The organism is Xanthomonas sp. NCPPB 3442, assembly GCF_056725145.1.
The window spans coordinates 2,344,994-2,361,474 of the sequence record NZ_CM161514.1 but is presented as its reverse complement, the minus strand read 5'-3'; the positions used below and the strand labels follow the sequence as shown (position 1 = coordinate 2,361,474).

The window sequence follows — 16,481 nt, the reverse complement described above, 5'->3', positions numbered from 1 at the left end:
CAGTGATGCCGGTCAGTCCAGGTAGGCGACGCTGACGACTTCGTACTCGCGCTGGCCGGCAGGCGCATCGATGGTGACCGAATCGCCTTCCAGCTTGCCGATCAGCGCGCGCGCCAGCGGCGAGGAGATCGCGATCAGGCCCATCTTGATGTCCGCCTCCAGATCACCAACGATCTGGTAGCGCTTCTCTTCGTCGGTTTCGGTATCGGCCAGCGTCACCGTGGCGCCGAACACGATCTTGGTGCCGGCCGACAACTTGGTGATATCGATGATTTCGGCATGCGAAAGCTCGCTTTCCAGCTGCTTGATGCGGCCTTCGATGAAGCTCTGCTGCTCGCGCGCAGCGTGGTATTCGGCATTTTCCTTCAGGTCGCCGTGCGCACGCGCTTCGGCGATCGCATTGATCACCTCCGGGCGCTTGACCGACTTCAAATGCTCCAGCTCTTCGCGCAGGCGCTGCGCGCCCTTCGATGTCATGGGTGCTCTCATGCTTCCAGCTCCTTGTGCAGTTCCTGCAGCGACCACACAGGGCCGGTGCCGCGGAATTCCAGCGATTGCACCAGGGCCTTGGCGCCGGCGACAGTGGTTGAATAGGTCACGCGATGCTGCAGCGCTTCGCGTCGGATCGAGAACGAATCCGAAATGGCAGCGCGACCTTCGGTGGTGTTGACGATGTAGACGATCTCGCCGTTCTTGATCGAATCGACGATGTGCGGGCGGCCTTCGGCCACCTTGTTGACGATTTCGCAGCTCAGCCCGTTCTGCTGCAGCCACGCACCGGTACCGCGCGTGGCCACCAGCGTGAAGCCACGCTCCACCAGCGCCTGCGCCACCGGCAGCACGCGCTGCTTGTCCGGGTCGCGCACCGAGACGAAGGCCTTGCCGACCGGCGGCGCCTTGATGCCACCGGCTTCCTGCGCGCGTGCGAACGCGGCACTGAAGCTGCGGCCCACGCCCATCACCTCGCCGGTGGAGCGCATCTCCGGCCCGAGGATCGGGTCCACACCCTGGAACTTGGCGAACGGGAAGATCGCTTCCTTCACCGAGTAATAGTCCGGCACGATTTCCTTGGTGGCGCCCTGCTCGGCCAGCGTCTTGCCGGCCATGCAACGTGCAGCGATCTTGGCCAGCGGCATGCCGATCGCCTTGGACACGAACGGCACCGTGCGCGAGGCACGCGGGTTCACTTCCAGCAGGTACACGATGTCGTCGCCCGCTTCGTTGACCTGCACCGCGAACTGGGTGTTCATCAGGCCGACCACGTTCAAGCCTTCGGCCAGCATCACCACCTGGCGACGCAGCTCGGCCTGGGTCTGCGGCGAGAGCGAATATGGCGGCAGCGAGCACGACGAATCGCCCGAATGCACGCCGGCCTCCTCGATGTGTTCCATCACCCCGCCGATCAGCACGTTGCCGTCCTTGTCGGCAATGATGTCCACGTCCACTTCCACCGCATTGTCCAGGAAGCGGTCCAGAAGCACCGGCGAATCGTTGGAGACCTTGACCGCATCGCGCACGTAGCGCGCCAGGTCGGACTCGCCGTAGACGATTTCCATCGCACGGCCGCCCAGCACGTAGCTCGGGCGCACCACCAGCGGGTAGCCGATTTCGCGTGCCAGCACCAAGGCTTCTTCGGCATTGCGGGCGATGCGGTTCGGCGGCTGCTTCAGGCCGAGCTTGTCGACCAACTGCTGGAAACGCTCGCGGTCTTCGGCCAGGTCGATCGAGTCCGGCGAGGTGCCGATCACCGGCACGCCGTTGGCTTCCAGCGCACGCGCCAGCTTCAGCGGAGTCTGGCCGCCGTACTGCACGATCACGCCCTTGGGTTTTTCCAGCTCGACGATTTCCAGCACGTCTTCCAGCGTCAGCGGCTCGAAGTACAGGCGGTCGGAGGTGTCGTAATCGGTGGAGACGGTTTCCGGATTGCAGTTGACCATGATGGTTTCGAAACCATCATCGCGCAGCGCCAGTGCCGCGTGCACGCAGCAGTAATCGAACTCGATGCCCTGGCCGATGCGGTTGGGGCCACCGCCCAGGATCATGATCTTGTCGCGATCGGTCGGCAGCGCCTCGCATTCGTCCTCGTAGGTCGAGTACAGATAGGCCGTGCTGGTGCCGAATTCGGCAGCGCACGAATCCACGCGCTTGTAGACCGGCCGCACCTTCAGCGCGCGGCGCAACGTGCGCACCGATTCTTCGTTGCTGCCGATCAGCTGCGCCATGCGCGCATCGGAGAACCCGGCACGCTTGAGCATGCGCAGGCGCGGTGCATCCAGCGCCGCCATGCCGTCGTCGGCCAGCTGCTGTTCGTGGCTGATGATTTCTTCGATCTGGTCCAGGAACCAGGGGTCGATGAACGACAGCGCATACACATCGGCCACCGTCATGCCGGCACGGAAGGCATCGGCGACGTAGAACAAACGCTCCGGGCCCGGTGCCTTGAGCTCGCGCTTGAGCGTGGCGATGTCGTCTTCGCTGCTCAGGTCCAGGCCGGTCGGATCCAGGCCGATCTTGCCGGTTTCCAGGCCACGCAGCGCTTTCTGCAGCGATTCCTGGAAGGTGCGGCCCATCGCCATCACCTCGCCCACCGACTTCATCTGCGTGGTCAGGCGCGCATCGGCCTGCGGGAATTTTTCGAACGCAAAGCGCGGAATCTTGGTGACCACGTAGTCGATCGATGGCTCGAACGAGGCCGGGGTCAGACCACCAGTGATCTCGTTCTTCAATTCGTCCAGCGTGTAGCCCACGGCCAGCTTGGCGGCGACCTTGGCGATCGGGAAGCCGGTGGCCTTGGAGGCCAGCGCCGAAGAACGCGACACGCGCGGGTTCATTTCGATGACGACCACGCGGCCGGTGGTCGGGCTGATGCCGAACTGCACGTTCGAGCCGCCGGTATCCACACCGATCTTGCGCAGCACCGCGATCGAGGCATCGCGCAGGCGCTGGTATTCCTTGTCGGTGAGCGTCTGCGCCGGCGCCACGGTGATCGAGTCGCCGGTGTGCACGCCCATCGGGTCCAGGTTTTCGATGGCGCACACGATGATGCAGTTGTCGGCGGTGTCGCGCACCACTTCCATCTCGAATTCCTTCCAACCCAGCACCGATTCTTCCACCAGCACTTCGGTGGTCGGCGACAGTTCCAGGCCGCGGCCAACGATCTCGATCAGCTCTTCGCGGTTGTAGGCGATGCCGCCGCCGCTACCGCCCAGGGTGAAGCTGGGGCGGATGATGGTCGGGTAACCGACGCGGGTCTGGATCTCCAGCGCTTCTTCCAGCGTGTGGGCAACCGCCGCCGTCGGGCAATCCAGCCCGATCTCGCCCATCGCCACGCGGAACAGCTCGCGGTCTTCGGCCATGCGGATCGCTTCGCGCTTGGCGCCGATCAGCTCGACGTTGTACTTCTCCAGCACGCCGTGGTCGGCCAGGTCCAGCGCGCAGTTCAGCGCGGTCTGCCCGCCCATGGTCGGCAGCAGGGCATCGGGCTTTTCCTTGGCGATGATCTTTTCGACCGTCTGCCAGTTGATCGGCTCGATGTACACGGCGTCTGCCATGTTCGGGTCGGTCATGATGGTGGCCGGATTGCTGTTGACCAGCACCACGCGGTAACCCTCGTCGCGCAGCGCCTTGCACGCCTGCGCGCCGGAGTAGTCGAACTCGCAGGCCTGGCCGATGACGATCGGGCCGGCGCCGATGATGAGGATGGTTTTAAGGTCGGTGCGCTTTGGCATGGGGGTCCTCAGTAAAGTCGGTCCTGCCACGCCGTAGCGGCGAGCCAGGTAATTTGGTCGGGCGATCGGGCATTGATCGCGCCATGGTCGACCGCGGCGCGAACCTCTCGCTGCATCGCGGCCCAGCTGGGAGCGGCGGCGCCGATGCGCGCGCCAATCCCGTTGTTATGCGCATCCATCGCGCGGCTCGGCGTGCCAACGCCACCGCGTTCCATCACGGCAGTCACCCAATCCACGCAACGCGGGGACAAGCTGTAGGCGACGATGGCGCTCGCAAGGCTGTGTCGGTAGGCATCGGCCGGGCCGTTGCGCCCGCCGGGGAGGCCCGAACCCAGCCACTGCGAATACACCGCAACCAACACGAAGGCCGGATACGCGGACAGCGCCAGCATCGCCAACGCAAACACCCGCCAATGGCGTGTGCGCGGCAGCGAGGCCAGCCCCGTTTTCATCAGGCGCGTGCCGCCATCAGATCCACGAACCGATCGAACAACGGCCCCACATCGCGCGGTCCCGGCGAGGCTTCCGGATGGCCCTGGAACGAGAACGCCGGTGCGTCGGTGAGCGCGATGCCCTGGTTGGTGCCATCGAACAACGACCGATGGGTCACCCGCACATTGGCCGGCAAGGTGCTTTCATCCACCGCAAAACCGTGGTTCTGCGAGGTGATCATCACCCGGCCGCCGTCCAGATCCTGCACCGGGTGGTTGGCGCCGTGATGGCCGGTGGTCATCTTCAGCGTCTTGGCGCCGGCGGCCAGCGCCAGCAACTGATGGCCCAGGCAGATGCCGAAGGTCGGCACCTTCTGCGCGATCAATTCCTTGATCGCATCGATCGCGTAGTCGCACGGCTCCGGGTCGCCCGGGCCATTGGACAGGAACACGCCATCGGGTTGCAGCGCCAGTACCTCGGCCACCGGCGTGCGCGCCGGCACCACCGTAACGTCGCAGCCGCGCTCGGCCAGCATGCGCAGGATGTTGAGCTTCACGCCGTAGTCGTAGGCCACGACCTTGTACTTGGCCGGCACGCTGACGAAGGCGTTGGCATCAAGATCCAGCTGGCCCTCGGTCCACAGGTAGGTCTTCTCGGTCGAGACCACCTTGGCCAGATCCATGCCTTTCAGGCCGGGGAACTTGCGCGCGGCTTCCAGTGCTTTTTCGACGTCGATCTCGCCCGCCATCAGCGCACCGTTCTGGGCGCCCTTCTGCCGCAGCAGGCGGGTCAGCTTGCGGGTGTCGATGCCGGAGATGGCGACTACACCGCGGGCCTGCAGCCATTCCGGCAAGGCCACCTGGCTGCGCCAGTTGCTGGGGCGGCGCGGCACATCGCGCACGATCAGGCCGGCCGCCCAGATTTTGCGGGCTTCGTCGTCCTGATCGGTGAAGCCCGTGTTGCCGATATGCGGATAGGTCAGCGTGACCATCTGGCGGGCGTAGGAGGGATCGGTCAGGACTTCCTGGTAGCCGGTCATGGCGGTGTTGAACACCACTTCACCGACGGAAAGCCCGTTGGCGCCTACGGATTCGCCCTCGAACACGGTGCCGTCTTCGAGGACAAGGATTGCGGGTTGGGTCACGTGGGGGTCTCGCTCTGGCTGCCTGGGACTCCGATGCGCTCCCGGTCAAATTCCGGTTGCAGCAAAGCGCGGACGCGGTGCTGGGGACCGGTCCGACGCTGGTTCGGGCAAGCGAGAATTGTAAAGGCAACTGCCCCGCCATGCCAGTCTGAAGAGCACCGGATGCAGTCGCGGCAGCAATGCCGAGGCATGAATAGGCCGCGGCGTGCGGCTACCGTTCATGCATGGCTGCAGGCGTGCTTACAGCACCAGATCGCGCACGCGGTAGCTGCCTGCCGGCTTGCCGATCAGCCGCTTGGCCGCATGCAAGGCACCGCGCGCGAAGATGTCGCGGTTGGTTGCGCGATGTACCAGCTCGACCCGCTCGCCCAGCCCGGTGAACTGCACGGTGTGTTCGCCGACGATGTCGCCGGCACGCAAGCTGACATAGCGCGGCTGGGCGCCGCTGCCGGTCGCCGCTTCGCCCAGCGTCAACGCGGTGCCGGAGGGCGCGTCCTGCTTGTGCACGTGATGCGCTTCGAGGATGTCGCAGTCCCAACCCGGCAAGGTGCCGGCCGCGCGCTCCACCAGCTCTGTCAGCACCGCAACGCCGAGACTGAAGTTAGACGCCCACACCAGCGCGATCTGCTGGGCGGCATCGCGCAAGGCCGCACGCTGCGCCTCGTCGAGCCCGGTAGTACCGGACACTAACGGCTTGCCGCGCTGTGCGCACAACGCCAGGATCGGTGCGAAGCCCTGCGGCAGACTGAAATCGATGGCCACATCGAACGCAGGCGCGCCGCCGAGTTCGCTGGCAGCGAAGAACGGCACCCCATCGACCACGCGCTGGGAGGGCGAGCGGCCCACCACGGCGCCAACCACCTGCAAGCTCTGGTCTTCGGCAGCCAATCGCAGCAACGCCTTGCCCATCCGCCCGGAGGCCCCGTGGATCAGAACTTTCACAGCAGAGGTTGTCATGGCGGCGGCTGGCTTGGCGATGTGGGTGGTACACGATAGCCGGGATTGGGGATTTGCGATTAGCGAGTCGTCACCGAGGCGCCGCATTGCGCACGATGCGGCATTGCGTGGTGAGGCGACCGGTCGCCTTCGGGGCGGGCGACGAGGCCTGGCGAACGGCTCCTGGATGGGTGCTGAGAAGTAGAGAGCCGCGGGAATGCAACTGGACTTTGCCCACTCCGCACCCGGCATGCACCCAACCATGGAATCGGTGATGTCGGCCGCTCTACGCGTGGCTATCGCAACGTAGCGCGCCATCGTCACCCAGGCCTGGAATGCGCGGCGCAAGCGCATAACGGTGCTGTACTAGCCAAGGACGCAGCGACCACATCCGCCTGACACTGCGCAGCAGCTTTGTCAGCCGCGCTTAGAGCGTTTTATGCGCCTTGCGGTGAGCGCGAAGCGTCCCGTGGCGCGTTAAGAAGGCGTGCGCTGCGACCCCAGGCTGGGTGCCTGGGCAAGGGGCGCAACGCGGCATCGGCGCGTCACAGGGCGCTTCCCGGAGGGTTGGCCGTCGGCGCACGGAGAGCGCGCGCCGGCTTGGCTTGCGTTGGCGCCAGACAAGCCGGCGCCGCTCCGCATTTGCTCCGTGCCGCTGGCGGCCAACGCATCCCATCCCAACGTGCATAACACGCTCTAATCGCCGACACCGTCCAGCCGCTTGCTCCAGCTTTCCACTTCGCTACGCTGCAGGCGGCGTTCGAAAAGCGTGCGCCAGGACGGCACGAGCGGCAGCTGCAATACCGCGGTGACAGCTGCAACATCGACCTGACGGGCGTACAGCACCTGCTGAAGACGCGACAGCGGCCAATCCGGATGCGGCCGCGCCTGCAGGGTCAGCAGGTCGCCGGCCGCGACGCTGCCCGGCTGCAGTACGCGGTAATACCAACCGGTTCGGCCGGTTTCCTGTACACGGCGCGCCAGCTCGCGCACACCAAAACGGTCCGACAGCTTCCAGCACGGCTGTCGCAACTGCGACACCTCCACCACCGCCGTGCCCAAGGTGAAGCGATCGCCAAGACAGACATCGGCTTCGGTCACGCCCACACTGCTGAGGTTTTCGCCGAAGGCACCTACCGTCTCCAGCAGCACGTGCGGACCAAGTTCGTCGCGCCAGGCGGCGTAGTGATCGCGCGGATAATGATGGATGGCCTTGTCCGGCCCGCCATGCACGCGCCGGTCGCCCTGCTCGTCGCCCTCCAGGCCTTCGAGGCCGACCTGCACCGCTCCCTGAAGCGGACGTTTGTCGATCGCACTGCGGCTGCCAGGTCGAGTGAAGTCGCGCGCGCTGCCGATGGCGACGTGGTCGATCCTGATCGCGATCGGCGCACCCTGCTCTGCGGTCGCCATCGTCACGCACCCAGCCCTGGCAATTCGGCCAGCGCCTCGCGCAGCAACTCGCCCAGCACCTGGATGCCGGCATCGATCTTCTCGCCGGGCACGGTGACGAACGACAGACGCAGCGTATTGGTCTGCGGCAAGGTGGCGAAGAACGGCGCGCCGGGTACGAACGCGACATTGCGTGCGATGGCCCGCGCCAGCAACGCGGTCCCATCCAACCCCGGCGGCAAGGTCACCCACAAGAACATGCCGCCTTCCGGGCGATTCCATTGCACCTGCGACGGGAAGTGCCGGTCCAGTGCCTCCAGCATCAGGCTGCACTGGCGCGCGTACAGCGCACGGATCTGCGGAATATGGGTCTGGAGAAAATCGTCCTGCAGTGTCTGGTACACCACGCGCTGGGTAAACGATGGGGTATGCAGATCGGCCGCCTGCTTGGCCTGGATCAGCTTGCCCAACACCGCTTCGGGCGCCACCACGTAGCCCAGCCGCAGGCCGGGCGCGAGCACCTTGGAAAAGGAGCCCATGTAGATGACGCCTTCGGGGTTCATCGACAACAGACTCGGCAACGGCTGCCCGCTGTAGTACAGCTCGCCGTACGGGTCGTCTTCGACAATCGGCACGCCTGTCTCGGCAGCACGCGCCACCAAGGCCTGGCGACGCGCCAGCGGCAAGCGCCGGCCGGTGGGATTCTGAAAATTCGGCAGGCAGTACAGAAAGCGCGCATCGGCCAGCAGCGCCGGATCCAGCGCATCCACCACCACACCGTCCTCGTCCGAGGGCATGCCAACGAAGGCGGGCTGGAACAACGAAAACGCCTGCAGCGCGCCCAGGTAGCTCGGCGTTTCCACCAACACCTTGCTGCCTTCGTCGATGAAGACCTTGCCGAGCAGGTCCAGGCCTTGTTGCGAGCCGGTGGTGATCAGCACCTGGCTGGGCCGGATGCTGGCGCCATCGCGACTCAGCCGCGCGGCCACCCATTCGCGCAGCGGCGCATAACCTTCGGTTGGGCCGTATTGCAAGGCCGCCTGCGGGGCGTCGCGCAGCACCTGGTCGCTGGCAGCGCGCATGCGCTCCACCGGAAAGGTGGCCGGCGACGGCAGGCCGCCAGCGAAGGAAATGACCTCCGGCCGTTCGGTCACCTTGAGGATTTCGCGAATCGCCGAACTGGTCAGCGCCTGCGCACGTCGGGAGATCTGGAAGGAAGTCGTCATGGCGCAAGCATAGCGAACGCCAGTGGTTGCGGCGCTGTGCAGTGCAGCGACGGAGCGCTGGCCGCTCGCCTGGCCCGGCACGGAGCCGGGAGACCGGCAGCACGTCGCCGGCAATCGCCAGCCAACCGTGGAGCGCGCATTGCAGCTGCCCTGTCTGCATCGCACAGGCCGCATCCAGCGACGACCGCGCCGCTGGGGCAAGCGCAGTCGCTTGGTCAGCTGCGCTTATTGATACGCCGGGCCGACCCAGGCCGTGCCTTCGCTGTGGGCGATGAGCGTCTTCCAGCGCTTGCGGATCACCTTGTCGCGTGTGCGAAAGGTCATGCGCACGCCCGGCAGACCGAGCGTGGCACGCGTTTCGACCATCGCCGAATGTTCGTCTGCGGCGATATCGATCTTGGTGATGGACTGTTTGTAGTCGATCAGCTCTTCCGGATCGGCCACGTGGCTCATCTGCCGCAGCACCTGCGCCCATTCGCCGTTGGATTTGCAATATTTCTCGCGGTTGGCGGTCTGCCGCTGCTGATGGGAATCCATGCGGTACAGCACCACCATTTCGAATTCCGGCGCGGTCATTGCGCAGAGCGCCTCGCCGTCCTGGCTCAACATCGCCTTGTCGTGCGCGGCATAGAAATCGCGCACCTGCTTCTCGTCGAGCGCGTTGCCGCCATAGTTATAGAGACCCGCAACGGCGGCCAGCACCGCCAACAACACCAGCAAACGCATCACCGCCCCCTTGTCTGGCCGCGTCCTGCGGCCGCGCAAGTGTAGACCAGACGACGGGGGTCAGTGGCTGCGGGGCGGTGTCGGGCCGCAGCTGTCGCAACCACCGCAGGCGGAGACGTTTTGGGCGGCAGGCGGTGCTACGCGACGACCCAGTGCCTGCACCCATGCCGGCCGCCCGCTGCGCAGCAGCCCAAGCGCAAGCGCGCCACGCAGGCGACGCAGCACACCGGGAAACTGTTTCTTCATCACCACCCACAGGCTGACCAGCACTGCGATGGCGATCACCAGGTATTGCAGCGTGAGCGAAAGCGTCATCTCAGCCGGCCCCCAGCAGCACGGCCAGCTGGTAGGTCACCAGCGACGCCAGGTAGGCCAGCGCGAACAGGTACACGGCGCTGATGGTCATCTGCTTCCACGAGTTGGTTTCGCGCTTGATCGTGGCCAGCGTGGAGATGCACATCGGTGCGTAGATGTACCAGACCAGCAGCGACAACGCGGTGGCCAGCGACCACCCGTCGCTGATCAACGGCGACAACGCCTGCGCTGCCGCGTCGTCGTCGGCAGCAGACAACGCGTATACCGTGGCCAGCGAGGCCACCGCCACTTCGCGTGCGGCCAGGCCGGGAATCAACGCGATGCAGATCTGCCAGTTGAAGCCCAGCGGTGCGAAGAACACTGCCATTGCGTGGCCAATACGACCGGCGAAGCTGTAGTCGATTGCCGGCAAGGTGGCATTGGCCGGCGCCTCGGGAAACGACAGCAGGAACCACAGCAGGATGGTCAGCGCCAGGATGATGCCGCCCACGCGCTTGAGGAAGATCCAGGCGCGCTCCCACAGCCCCAGCGCCAAGTCGCGTACCTGCGGCACGCGGTAGGACGGCAGCTCCAGCATCAACGGGTGCTCGCTCTTGTCGCGCCGCCATTTCTTCATCGTCCACGAGACCAGCAGCGCACTGACGATGGCCGCAGCGTACAGACCGAACAGCACCAGTCCCTGCTGGTTGAAGATGCCCCACACGGTCTTCTGCGGAATGAAGGCGCCGATCAACAACGCATACACCGGCAACCGCGCCGAACACGTCATCAGCGGCGCGACCATGATGGTGGCGAGCCGGTCGCGCGGGTCCTGGATGCTGCGCGTGGACATGATGCCCGGCACCGCACAGGCAAAACTCGACAACAGCGGAATGAACGAGCGCCCCGACAAACCGGCCACCGACATCATGCGATCGAGCAGAAACGCCGCACGCGGCAGGTAGCCGGATTCTTCCAAGGCCAGGATGAAGGCGAACAGGATCAGGATCTGCGGCAGGAACACGATCACCCCGCCCAGCCCGGCGATGACGCCATCCTTGAGCAAGCTGTTGAGCGGACCTTCCGGCAACGTCGCGCCGACCCACTCGCCCAAGGCGGCGGTGCCGCCGTCGATCAGGTCCATGACCGGCGCAGCCCAGGCATAGACCGCCTGGAAGATCATGAACATCACCACCGCCAGCGTGACCAGGCCCCAGATCGGATGCAGCAGCCAGCGGTCCAGCGCATCGTCCACGCGCGAGGTGCGGGTGGGCATGGTCACCGCTGCGCCCAGGATCTGCCGCACCAGCGCGTGATAATTACCGTCGGCCGGCGGATTGGCGGCGGGCGCCGTCAGGCGTGCCGCCTGCGCGTCGAGCCGCTCGACCAGCACCTTGGCACCACCGCGCCGCACCGCCACCGTTTCGACCACCGGCACGCCGAGCGCCTGCTCCAGCGCCGGCAGGTCGATGACAATGCCGCGTCGCTGTGCGGCATCCATCATGTTCAGCGCCACGATCATCGGCCGGCCGAGCTCGCGCAGTTCCAACGCAAAGCGCAGATGCAGGCGCAGATTGGTCGCATCCATCACATAGACCAGCACGTCCGGCGCCGGCTCGCCCGGATAAAAGCCACGGCACAGGTCGCGGGTGATCGCCTCGTCCAGGCTCGCCGGTTGCAGGCTGTAGGCGCCGGGCAGATCCAGCACCGCAAAGTCGCGCCCGGACGGTGCGCGGAAGTGGCCTTCCTTACGCTCGACGGTGACGCCGGTGTAATTGGCCACTTTCTGCCGGCTGCCGGTCAGCTGGTTGAACAGTGCGGTCTTGCCGCTGTTGGGGTTGCCAACCAGCGCCAGACGCAGCGGAACGGTGGCCGCGCTCATGCCGATCCTCCCGCATGGCGCACCTGCACGCGCGCAGCCTCGCTGCGCCGCAGGGCAAAACGCGTATAGCCCACCTGCACCAACAACGGTTCGCGGCCGACCGGCCCGGTGGCCAGCACCGTGACTTCCTCGCCTGCGACAAACCCCAACTCCCGCAAGCGCCGGGCGATCGTGTCGTTGGGGAGACGATCCTCCACGGAGTCCACGATGGCGGCGCGATGCAAAGGCATGTCGGACAGCGTCACAAAGACGGCCTGATTGTTAGGAATGGTTCTCAATTCTAGCATCGACGCACCGCGTCATGGCTCCGGCGACCCGGCCCGCTATCATGGTTCGCATCCCATTCATGGACGTACGCAATGCAGGACACCGGCTTGATCGTCGAAGACCACGGAGCGGTCCGCACCTTGCGATTGCATCGGCCCGCAGTACATAACGCCTTCGATGCGACGCTGATCGCGGCGTTGACCGATGCATTACGCGAGGCGGGCCGGGCGTCGCAGGTCCGCGTCGTCGTGCTGACCGGTGATGGCGCGGCCTTTTCGGCCGGCGCAGACCTGAACTGGATGCGCGGCATGGTCAGCGCCAGCGAAGCCGAGAACGCCGCCGACGCACTGGCGCTGGCGCAGCTGATGCGCACCCTGGATGAACTGCCCAAGCCCACCATCGCGCGCGTCAACGGCGCTGCTTTCGGCGGCGGTGTCGGCCTGGTGGCGTGTTGCGATATCGCCATCGGTTGTACCGAGGCGCGCTTCGGCCTGACCGAAAGCAAGCTCGGCCTGCTGCCGGCGGTCATTTCGCCCTATGTGGTTGCAGCGATCGGCGCGCGCCAGGCGCGGCGCTGGTTCGCAACCGCCGAGATCTTCGATGCCGGCACCGCGCAGTTGCTGGGTCTGCTGCACCAGCTGGTGGCCGCCGACCAGCTGGATATCGCAGTGGAACGCCAGGTTCGCCTGTTGCTGGCAGCGGCGCCGCTGGCCACCAGCAGCGCCAAGGCGCTGGTGCGCTCGGTGCTGCCAACTGCCGACCGCGATGCCATCGATGCCGCCAATGCGGCCTTGATTGCCCGTCTGCGCGTGTCGCCCGAAGGCCAGGAAGGCCTGGGTGCGTTTCTGGACAAGCGCAGCGCCGCGTGGATGCCGGAGAGCATGGCGTGAGCGCGATCGACCATATCGGCCTGGCCTGCAGCGACCTGCAAACCAGCACCGCGTTCTACCGGGCCGCGCTGGCGCCCCTGGGCATCACGCTGCTGGTGGAACTGACGGCCGCGCAAACCGGCGGCCGCGCGCATGCCGGCTTCGGCACCGAGCGCCCGTTTCTCTGGCTGGGCTCCCACGCGCAGGCGCCGGGCACCACCCATGTCGCGCTGACGGCGAGCGACCGCCACAGCGTGGATGCGTTTCATCGTGCTGCGCTGGCCGCCGGTGGCCGCGATCACGGCGCGCCCGGGCTGCGCCCGCATTACCATCCACACTATTACAGCGCCTTCGTGCTCGATCCCGATGGCCACAACTGCGAAGCGGTCTGCCACCTCCCCGCATGAGTCTCTTTCCGATGTCCCTGGTTTCCTTGTCCACGCATTCGGCCGCCACCACGCACGCAGTTGCGGCGATGCCTGCACGACGTCATGCGCGCCGCGATGTGAGCGCATGAGCGACTTCGTCCGCATTGTCGAAGTTGGCCCACGCGATGGCCTGCAAAACGAAGCGCAGCCGATCGCCACTGCCGACAAGATCGCGTTGATCGATCAACTCTCGGCCACCGGGCTGCGCACGATTGAAGCAACCAGCTTCGTCAGCCCGCGCTGGGTACCGCAGCTGGCCGACGCCGCCGAGGTGTTTGCCGGCATCGCGCAGGTGCCGGGCATCGCATATCCGGTGCTGGTGCCCAACCTGCAGGGCTACGAACGCGCACGCGCGGCCGGGGCGCAGGAAGTGGCGGTCTTCACCGCGGCGTCGGAGGCGTTCAATCGCACCAATACCAACGCCGGCATCGACGAATCGATCGAACGCTTTCGGCCGATCCTGCAGCAGGCCGCGCTCGATGGTGTGCGCGTGCGCGGCTACGTCTCCACCGTGCTGGGCTGCCCGTACCAGGGCGAAGTGCCGGTGGCCGATGTGGTCGATGTGGCGCAACGTCTGCACGCACTCGGCTGCTATGAAATCTCGCTGGGCGACACCATTGGCGTAGGCACGCCGGTCAAGGCGCGTCAGATGCTGGCCGCGGTGGCGCAGGCGGTGCCGATGCAGGCGTTGGCGGTGCATTTCCACGATACCTATGGGCAGGCGCTGGCCAATATCGCCGCATGCCTGGAGCAAGGCGTACGCGTGATCGATGCGGCCGTGTCCGGTGCGGGCGGCTGCCCGTATGCCAGGGGCGCCAGCGGCAACGTCGCCAGCGAAGACGTGGTGTACCTGTTGCAGGGGCTGGGCATGCCCACCGGCATCGACCTGCCTGCCCTGGCCCGCACCGGCCGCTGGCTGGCGCAGCTGCTCGGTCGCGACACCGGCAGCAAGGTCGGCAAGGCGTTGGCTGCCGCCGGCTGAGGTTTTCCTGCCCGCGCAATCGTGCATCACCGACCACCGCGATCACGCAGGGGCTTGGGCTAGAATTGCCGACCGCTCCGCCGATCGTTCGTTTGCCGCCAACACCGGCCACCAACGCTATTTTAGGGAACCACCGCATGCAGCCATCTTCTGTTCTTGCCATCGTCACCGGCGGCGTTTCCGGCCTCGGCCTGGCGGTCGCACAGCGTCTGGTGGTCGACGGCGGCAAGGTCGCGTTGTTCGATGTCAACGCCGACAGGGCCCAGGCCGCGCTGGCGCTGCTCGGTGCCGGCAACGCGCATTACTTCGCCACCGATGTCACCGACGAAGCGCAGGTGGCCGCCAATGTGGCGCAGGCTGCACAGGCGCTGGGCGGGCTCAACCTGGTGGTGAATTGCGCCGGCATCCTGGGCGCCGGTCGCGTGCTGGGCAAGGAAGCGCCGATGCCGTTGGCCACCTTCCGCAACACCGTGCTGGTGAATCTGGTCGGCAGCTTCAACGTGGCCAAGGCCGCTGCCGATGTCATGCAACACAACACCGCCGGCGATGACGGCGAGCGCGGCGTGATCGTCAATACCGCCTCGGTGGCGGCATTCGAGGGCCAGATCGGCCAGGCAGCGTATGCGGCAAGCAAAGGCGGCGTGGTCGGCATGACCTTGCCGATGGCACGCGAACTGGCGCGCTTCGGTATCCGCGTGATGACGATCGCGCCGGGCGTGTTCTGGACCCCGATGGTCGACGGCATGCCCGAGGCCGTGCAGCAATCGCTGGCCGCCTCCATCCCGTTCCCCTCGCGTCTGGGCCAGCCCGACGAATACGCCGACACCGTCGCCTTCATCCTGCGCAACCGCTACCTCAACGGCGAAGTGATTCGCCTGGACGGCGGCGTGCGGTTGGTACCCAAGTAGCGGGGATTGGGGAATCGGGAATGGGGAATCGTAACGGCGCCCTGCTCTCAGCACCCCGGCCCCGGCTTTTTCGATTTCCCATTCCCTACTCCCGATTCCCATGAAAGCCAACGACATCAAGAAAGGCAACGTCGTCGAATACAACGGCGGCATTTACCAGATCCGCGACATCGAACGCAGCTCGCCGCAGGGCCGCGGCGGCAATGTGCGCTTTCGTTTCATCATGTACAGCGTGCCGGGCGGGGTGAAAACCGACGCCAGCTTCGATGCCGACGACAACCTGCCGGAAGTGGAGCTGCTGCGCCGGCAGTCCACGTTCTCGTACAAGGATGGCGAAGCGTTCGTGTTCATGGACGACGAAGACTTCACCCCGTACACGCTGGATGCGGACGTGATCGGCACCGACGCCGGCTACATCACCGATGGTCTGACCGGCATCTACGTGCAAGTGATCGACGACCAGCCGGTGGCCGTACAACTGCCGCAGACGGTGACGCTGGAAGTGGTAGAGACTCCGCCGGAATTGAAGGGCGGCACCGCCACCAAGCGGCCCAAGCCGGCCAAGCTCAACACCGGCATGGAAATCATGGTGCCCGAGTACATCACCAATGGCGAACGCGTGCTGGTCAACACCACCACGGGCGAATTTGCCGGTCGCGCCGACTGATGCGTCGCGTTGCTGTTGTCGTGGCCGTGGGTGTGCTGGCGGCCTGCAGCGTGCAACAAACACCGACGCAGACCGCAACGCCTGCGCCGGTGGCCTGCACCGATCCCAAGGTGGAAGACGAATGGCTGCAGCATCCGGCAGGCCTGTGCGGCATGCCGGAGGATGTGCGCAAACTGGTCGACGACTACGACACCTGCGAGCACTTCGCCGGCGAAGAGCCGTATGACGCCGACCGCCGGCATGAAATCGAAGTGGCCGTGGCACAGTTCTGCACGCCGGCGCCGGAACGCCTGGCCAAGTTGATGCGGCAGTACCGCAAGGATGCGCATGTCAGCCAATGGCTGCGCCAGTATTCCAAGCAAGCGGATCTGCAACCGGCCGGCTGAGATGCATCGGCTGATCTGACAGCTGCGTGCCAGTGAGGTGGATTACTCCTGCTAGTGGCAGCGTCGCCACAACTCACGGCTGAAGACTGCAGCCGTTCCGTTCTCGCCAAGAGAAGTTGGCGCGCCGCCCGCTCGATGAGGGCGAGGCAATTCGGAGAATCCGGGCTGCCCCTGCCCTCACCCCAACCCTCTCCCAGCGGGAGAGGGGCCGGCACGC

General features: G+C 65.9%; 17 protein-coding genes. 6 read left to right on the top strand and 11 right to left on the bottom strand.

All coding sequences use genetic code 11. The annotated features are described in order from the left end of the window. Positions 1 to 12: 12 nt before the first annotated feature. The 11 genes from greA to AC1POX_RS10290 all read right to left on the bottom strand — a co-directional run bounded on the left by greA (position 13) and on the right by AC1POX_RS10290 (position 12,002). On the bottom strand, positions 13 to 477 hold the full coding sequence (greA, locus tag AC1POX_RS10340) for a transcription elongation factor GreA (RefSeq protein WP_003486289.1): 465 nt from the start codon (positions 475 to 477) through the stop codon (positions 13 to 15). Positions 478 to 485: 8 nt separating this feature from the next. Further along, positions 486 to 3,728: a carbamoyl-phosphate synthase large subunit gene (gene carB, locus AC1POX_RS10335; protein ID WP_029819293.1), complete on the bottom strand. Its 3,243-nt coding sequence runs from the start codon at positions 3,726 to 3,728 to the stop codon at positions 486 to 488. A gap of 8 nt (positions 3,729 to 3,736) precedes the next feature. Next, the gene (locus AC1POX_RS10330) at positions 3,737 to 4,180 is read right to left on the bottom strand and encodes a hypothetical protein (protein WP_078537339.1); all 444 of its coding nucleotides are present in this window, start codon (positions 4,178 to 4,180) and stop codon (positions 3,737 to 3,739) included. Beyond that, positions 4,180 to 5,304 carry a glutamine-hydrolyzing carbamoyl-phosphate synthase small subunit gene (gene carA, locus AC1POX_RS10325; protein ID WP_029819292.1) on the bottom strand — a complete coding sequence of 375 codons (1,125 nt, stop codon included), beginning with the start codon at positions 5,302 to 5,304 and terminating at the stop codon, positions 4,180 to 4,182. The genes AC1POX_RS10330 and carA overlap by 1 nt, the downstream gene beginning before the upstream one ends. A 240-nt stretch (positions 5,305 to 5,544) precedes the next feature. Continuing rightward, on the bottom strand, positions 5,545 to 6,261 hold the full coding sequence (gene dapB, locus AC1POX_RS10320; protein WP_014090062.1) for a 4-hydroxy-tetrahydrodipicolinate reductase: 717 nt from the start codon (positions 6,259 to 6,261) through the stop codon (positions 5,545 to 5,547). Between the two features lie 675 nt (positions 6,262 to 6,936). Next, on the bottom strand, positions 6,937 to 7,656 hold the full coding sequence (locus tag AC1POX_RS10315; RefSeq protein WP_029819290.1) for an MOSC domain-containing protein: 720 nt from the start codon (positions 7,654 to 7,656) through the stop codon (positions 6,937 to 6,939). Next, positions 7,653 to 8,855 carry an aminotransferase-like domain-containing protein gene (locus tag AC1POX_RS10310; protein ID WP_029819289.1) on the bottom strand — a complete coding sequence of 401 codons (1,203 nt, stop codon included), beginning with the start codon at positions 8,853 to 8,855 and terminating at the stop codon, positions 7,653 to 7,655. Before AC1POX_RS10310 ends, AC1POX_RS10315 begins: the two co-directional genes overlap by 4 nt. A gap of 225 nt (positions 8,856 to 9,080) precedes the next feature. Further along, complete coding sequence (locus AC1POX_RS10305) at positions 9,081 to 9,581, bottom strand: hypothetical protein (RefSeq protein ID WP_008571472.1); 501 nt, start codon at positions 9,579 to 9,581, stop codon at positions 9,081 to 9,083. A 60-nt stretch (positions 9,582 to 9,641) separates the two neighbouring features. Beyond that, entirely contained in the window at positions 9,642 to 9,896 is a 255-nt protein-coding gene (locus AC1POX_RS10300; RefSeq protein ID WP_008571471.1) for a DUF6587 family protein, read from the bottom strand. Position 9,897: 1 nt separating this feature from the next. Next, entirely contained in the window at positions 9,898 to 11,757 is a 1,860-nt protein-coding gene (gene feoB, locus AC1POX_RS10295) for a ferrous iron transporter B (protein ID WP_031422431.1), read from the bottom strand. Next, a complete protein-coding gene (locus tag AC1POX_RS10290) occupies positions 11,754 to 12,002 on the bottom strand; it encodes a FeoA family protein (protein ID WP_003486267.1) in 249 nt (82 codons plus the stop codon). The genes feoB and AC1POX_RS10290 overlap by 4 nt, the downstream gene beginning before the upstream one ends. Positions 12,003 to 12,116: 114 nt before the next feature. Between AC1POX_RS10290 and AC1POX_RS10285 the strand changes: the two genes are divergently transcribed. The 6 genes from AC1POX_RS10285 to AC1POX_RS10260 all read left to right on the top strand — a co-directional run bounded on the left by AC1POX_RS10285 (position 12,117) and on the right by AC1POX_RS10260 (position 16,264). Beyond that, positions 12,117 to 12,914, top strand: coding sequence for an enoyl-CoA hydratase-related protein (locus AC1POX_RS10285; RefSeq protein ID WP_014090058.1), 798 nt, complete (start codon positions 12,117 to 12,119; stop codon positions 12,912 to 12,914). Next, complete coding sequence (locus tag AC1POX_RS10280; protein WP_008571467.1) at positions 12,911 to 13,300, top strand: VOC family protein; 390 nt, start codon at positions 12,911 to 12,913, stop codon at positions 13,298 to 13,300. The genes AC1POX_RS10285 and AC1POX_RS10280 overlap by 4 nt, the downstream gene beginning before the upstream one ends. 106 nt (positions 13,301 to 13,406) lie before the next feature. Continuing rightward, complete coding sequence (locus AC1POX_RS10275) at positions 13,407 to 14,303, top strand: hydroxymethylglutaryl-CoA lyase (protein WP_008571466.1); 897 nt, start codon at positions 13,407 to 13,409, stop codon at positions 14,301 to 14,303. 137 nt (positions 14,304 to 14,440) lie between these two features. Next, positions 14,441 to 15,211 carry an SDR family NAD(P)-dependent oxidoreductase gene (locus tag AC1POX_RS10270; RefSeq protein WP_372357062.1) on the top strand — a complete coding sequence of 257 codons (771 nt, stop codon included), beginning with the start codon at positions 14,441 to 14,443 and terminating at the stop codon, positions 15,209 to 15,211. A gap of 100 nt (positions 15,212 to 15,311) precedes the next feature. Continuing rightward, positions 15,312 to 15,878, top strand: coding sequence for an elongation factor P-like protein YeiP (gene yeiP / locus AC1POX_RS10265; protein WP_008571463.1), 567 nt, complete (start codon positions 15,312 to 15,314; stop codon positions 15,876 to 15,878). Beyond that, positions 15,878 to 16,264 (top strand): hypothetical protein, encoded by a 387-nt coding sequence (locus AC1POX_RS10260; RefSeq protein WP_014090056.1) that lies wholly within the window; start codon positions 15,878 to 15,880, stop codon positions 16,262 to 16,264. The genes yeiP and AC1POX_RS10260 overlap by 1 nt, the downstream gene beginning before the upstream one ends. The last annotated feature ends 217 nt before the right edge of the window (positions 16,265 to 16,481 follow it).

What these genes read in the sequence shown, in the direction of transcription:
- AC1POX_RS10270 (WP_372357062.1), top strand. Translation starts at nt 14,441, where the DNA reads ATGCAGCCATCTTCTGTTCTTGCCATCGTCACCGGCGGCGTTTCCGGC.
- AC1POX_RS10310 (WP_029819289.1), bottom strand. Translation starts at nt 8,855, where the DNA reads ATGACGACTTCCTTCCAGATCTCCCGACGTGCGCAGGCGCTGACCAGT.
- AC1POX_RS10330 (WP_078537339.1), bottom strand. Translation starts at nt 4,180, where the DNA reads ATGAAAACGGGGCTGGCCTCGCTGCCGCGCACACGCCATTGGCGGGTG.
- dapB (WP_014090062.1), bottom strand. Translation starts at nt 6,261, where the DNA reads ATGACAACCTCTGCTGTGAAAGTTCTGATCCACGGGGCCTCCGGGCGG.
- AC1POX_RS10305 (WP_008571472.1), bottom strand. Translation starts at nt 9,581, where the DNA reads ATGCGTTTGCTGGTGTTGTTGGCGGTGCTGGCCGCCGTTGCGGGTCTC.
- AC1POX_RS10275 (WP_008571466.1), top strand. Translation starts at nt 13,407, where the DNA reads ATGAGCGACTTCGTCCGCATTGTCGAAGTTGGCCCACGCGATGGCCTG.
- carB (WP_029819293.1), bottom strand. Translation starts at nt 3,728, where the DNA reads ATGCCAAAGCGCACCGACCTTAAAACCATCCTCATCATCGGCGCCGGC.
- AC1POX_RS10300 (WP_008571471.1), bottom strand. Translation starts at nt 9,896, where the DNA reads ATGACGCTTTCGCTCACGCTGCAATACCTGGTGATCGCCATCGCAGTG.
- yeiP (WP_008571463.1), top strand. Translation starts at nt 15,312, where the DNA reads ATGAAAGCCAACGACATCAAGAAAGGCAACGTCGTCGAATACAACGGC.
- AC1POX_RS10260 (WP_014090056.1), top strand. Translation starts at nt 15,878, where the DNA reads ATGCGTCGCGTTGCTGTTGTCGTGGCCGTGGGTGTGCTGGCGGCCTGC.
- greA (WP_003486289.1), bottom strand. Translation starts at nt 477, where the DNA reads ATGACATCGAAGGGCGCGCAGCGCCTGCGCGAAGAGCTGGAGCATTTG.
- feoB (WP_031422431.1), bottom strand. Translation starts at nt 11,757, where the DNA reads ATGAGCGCGGCCACCGTTCCGCTGCGTCTGGCGCTGGTTGGCAACCCC.
- AC1POX_RS10285 (WP_014090058.1), top strand. Translation starts at nt 12,117, where the DNA reads ATGCAGGACACCGGCTTGATCGTCGAAGACCACGGAGCGGTCCGCACC.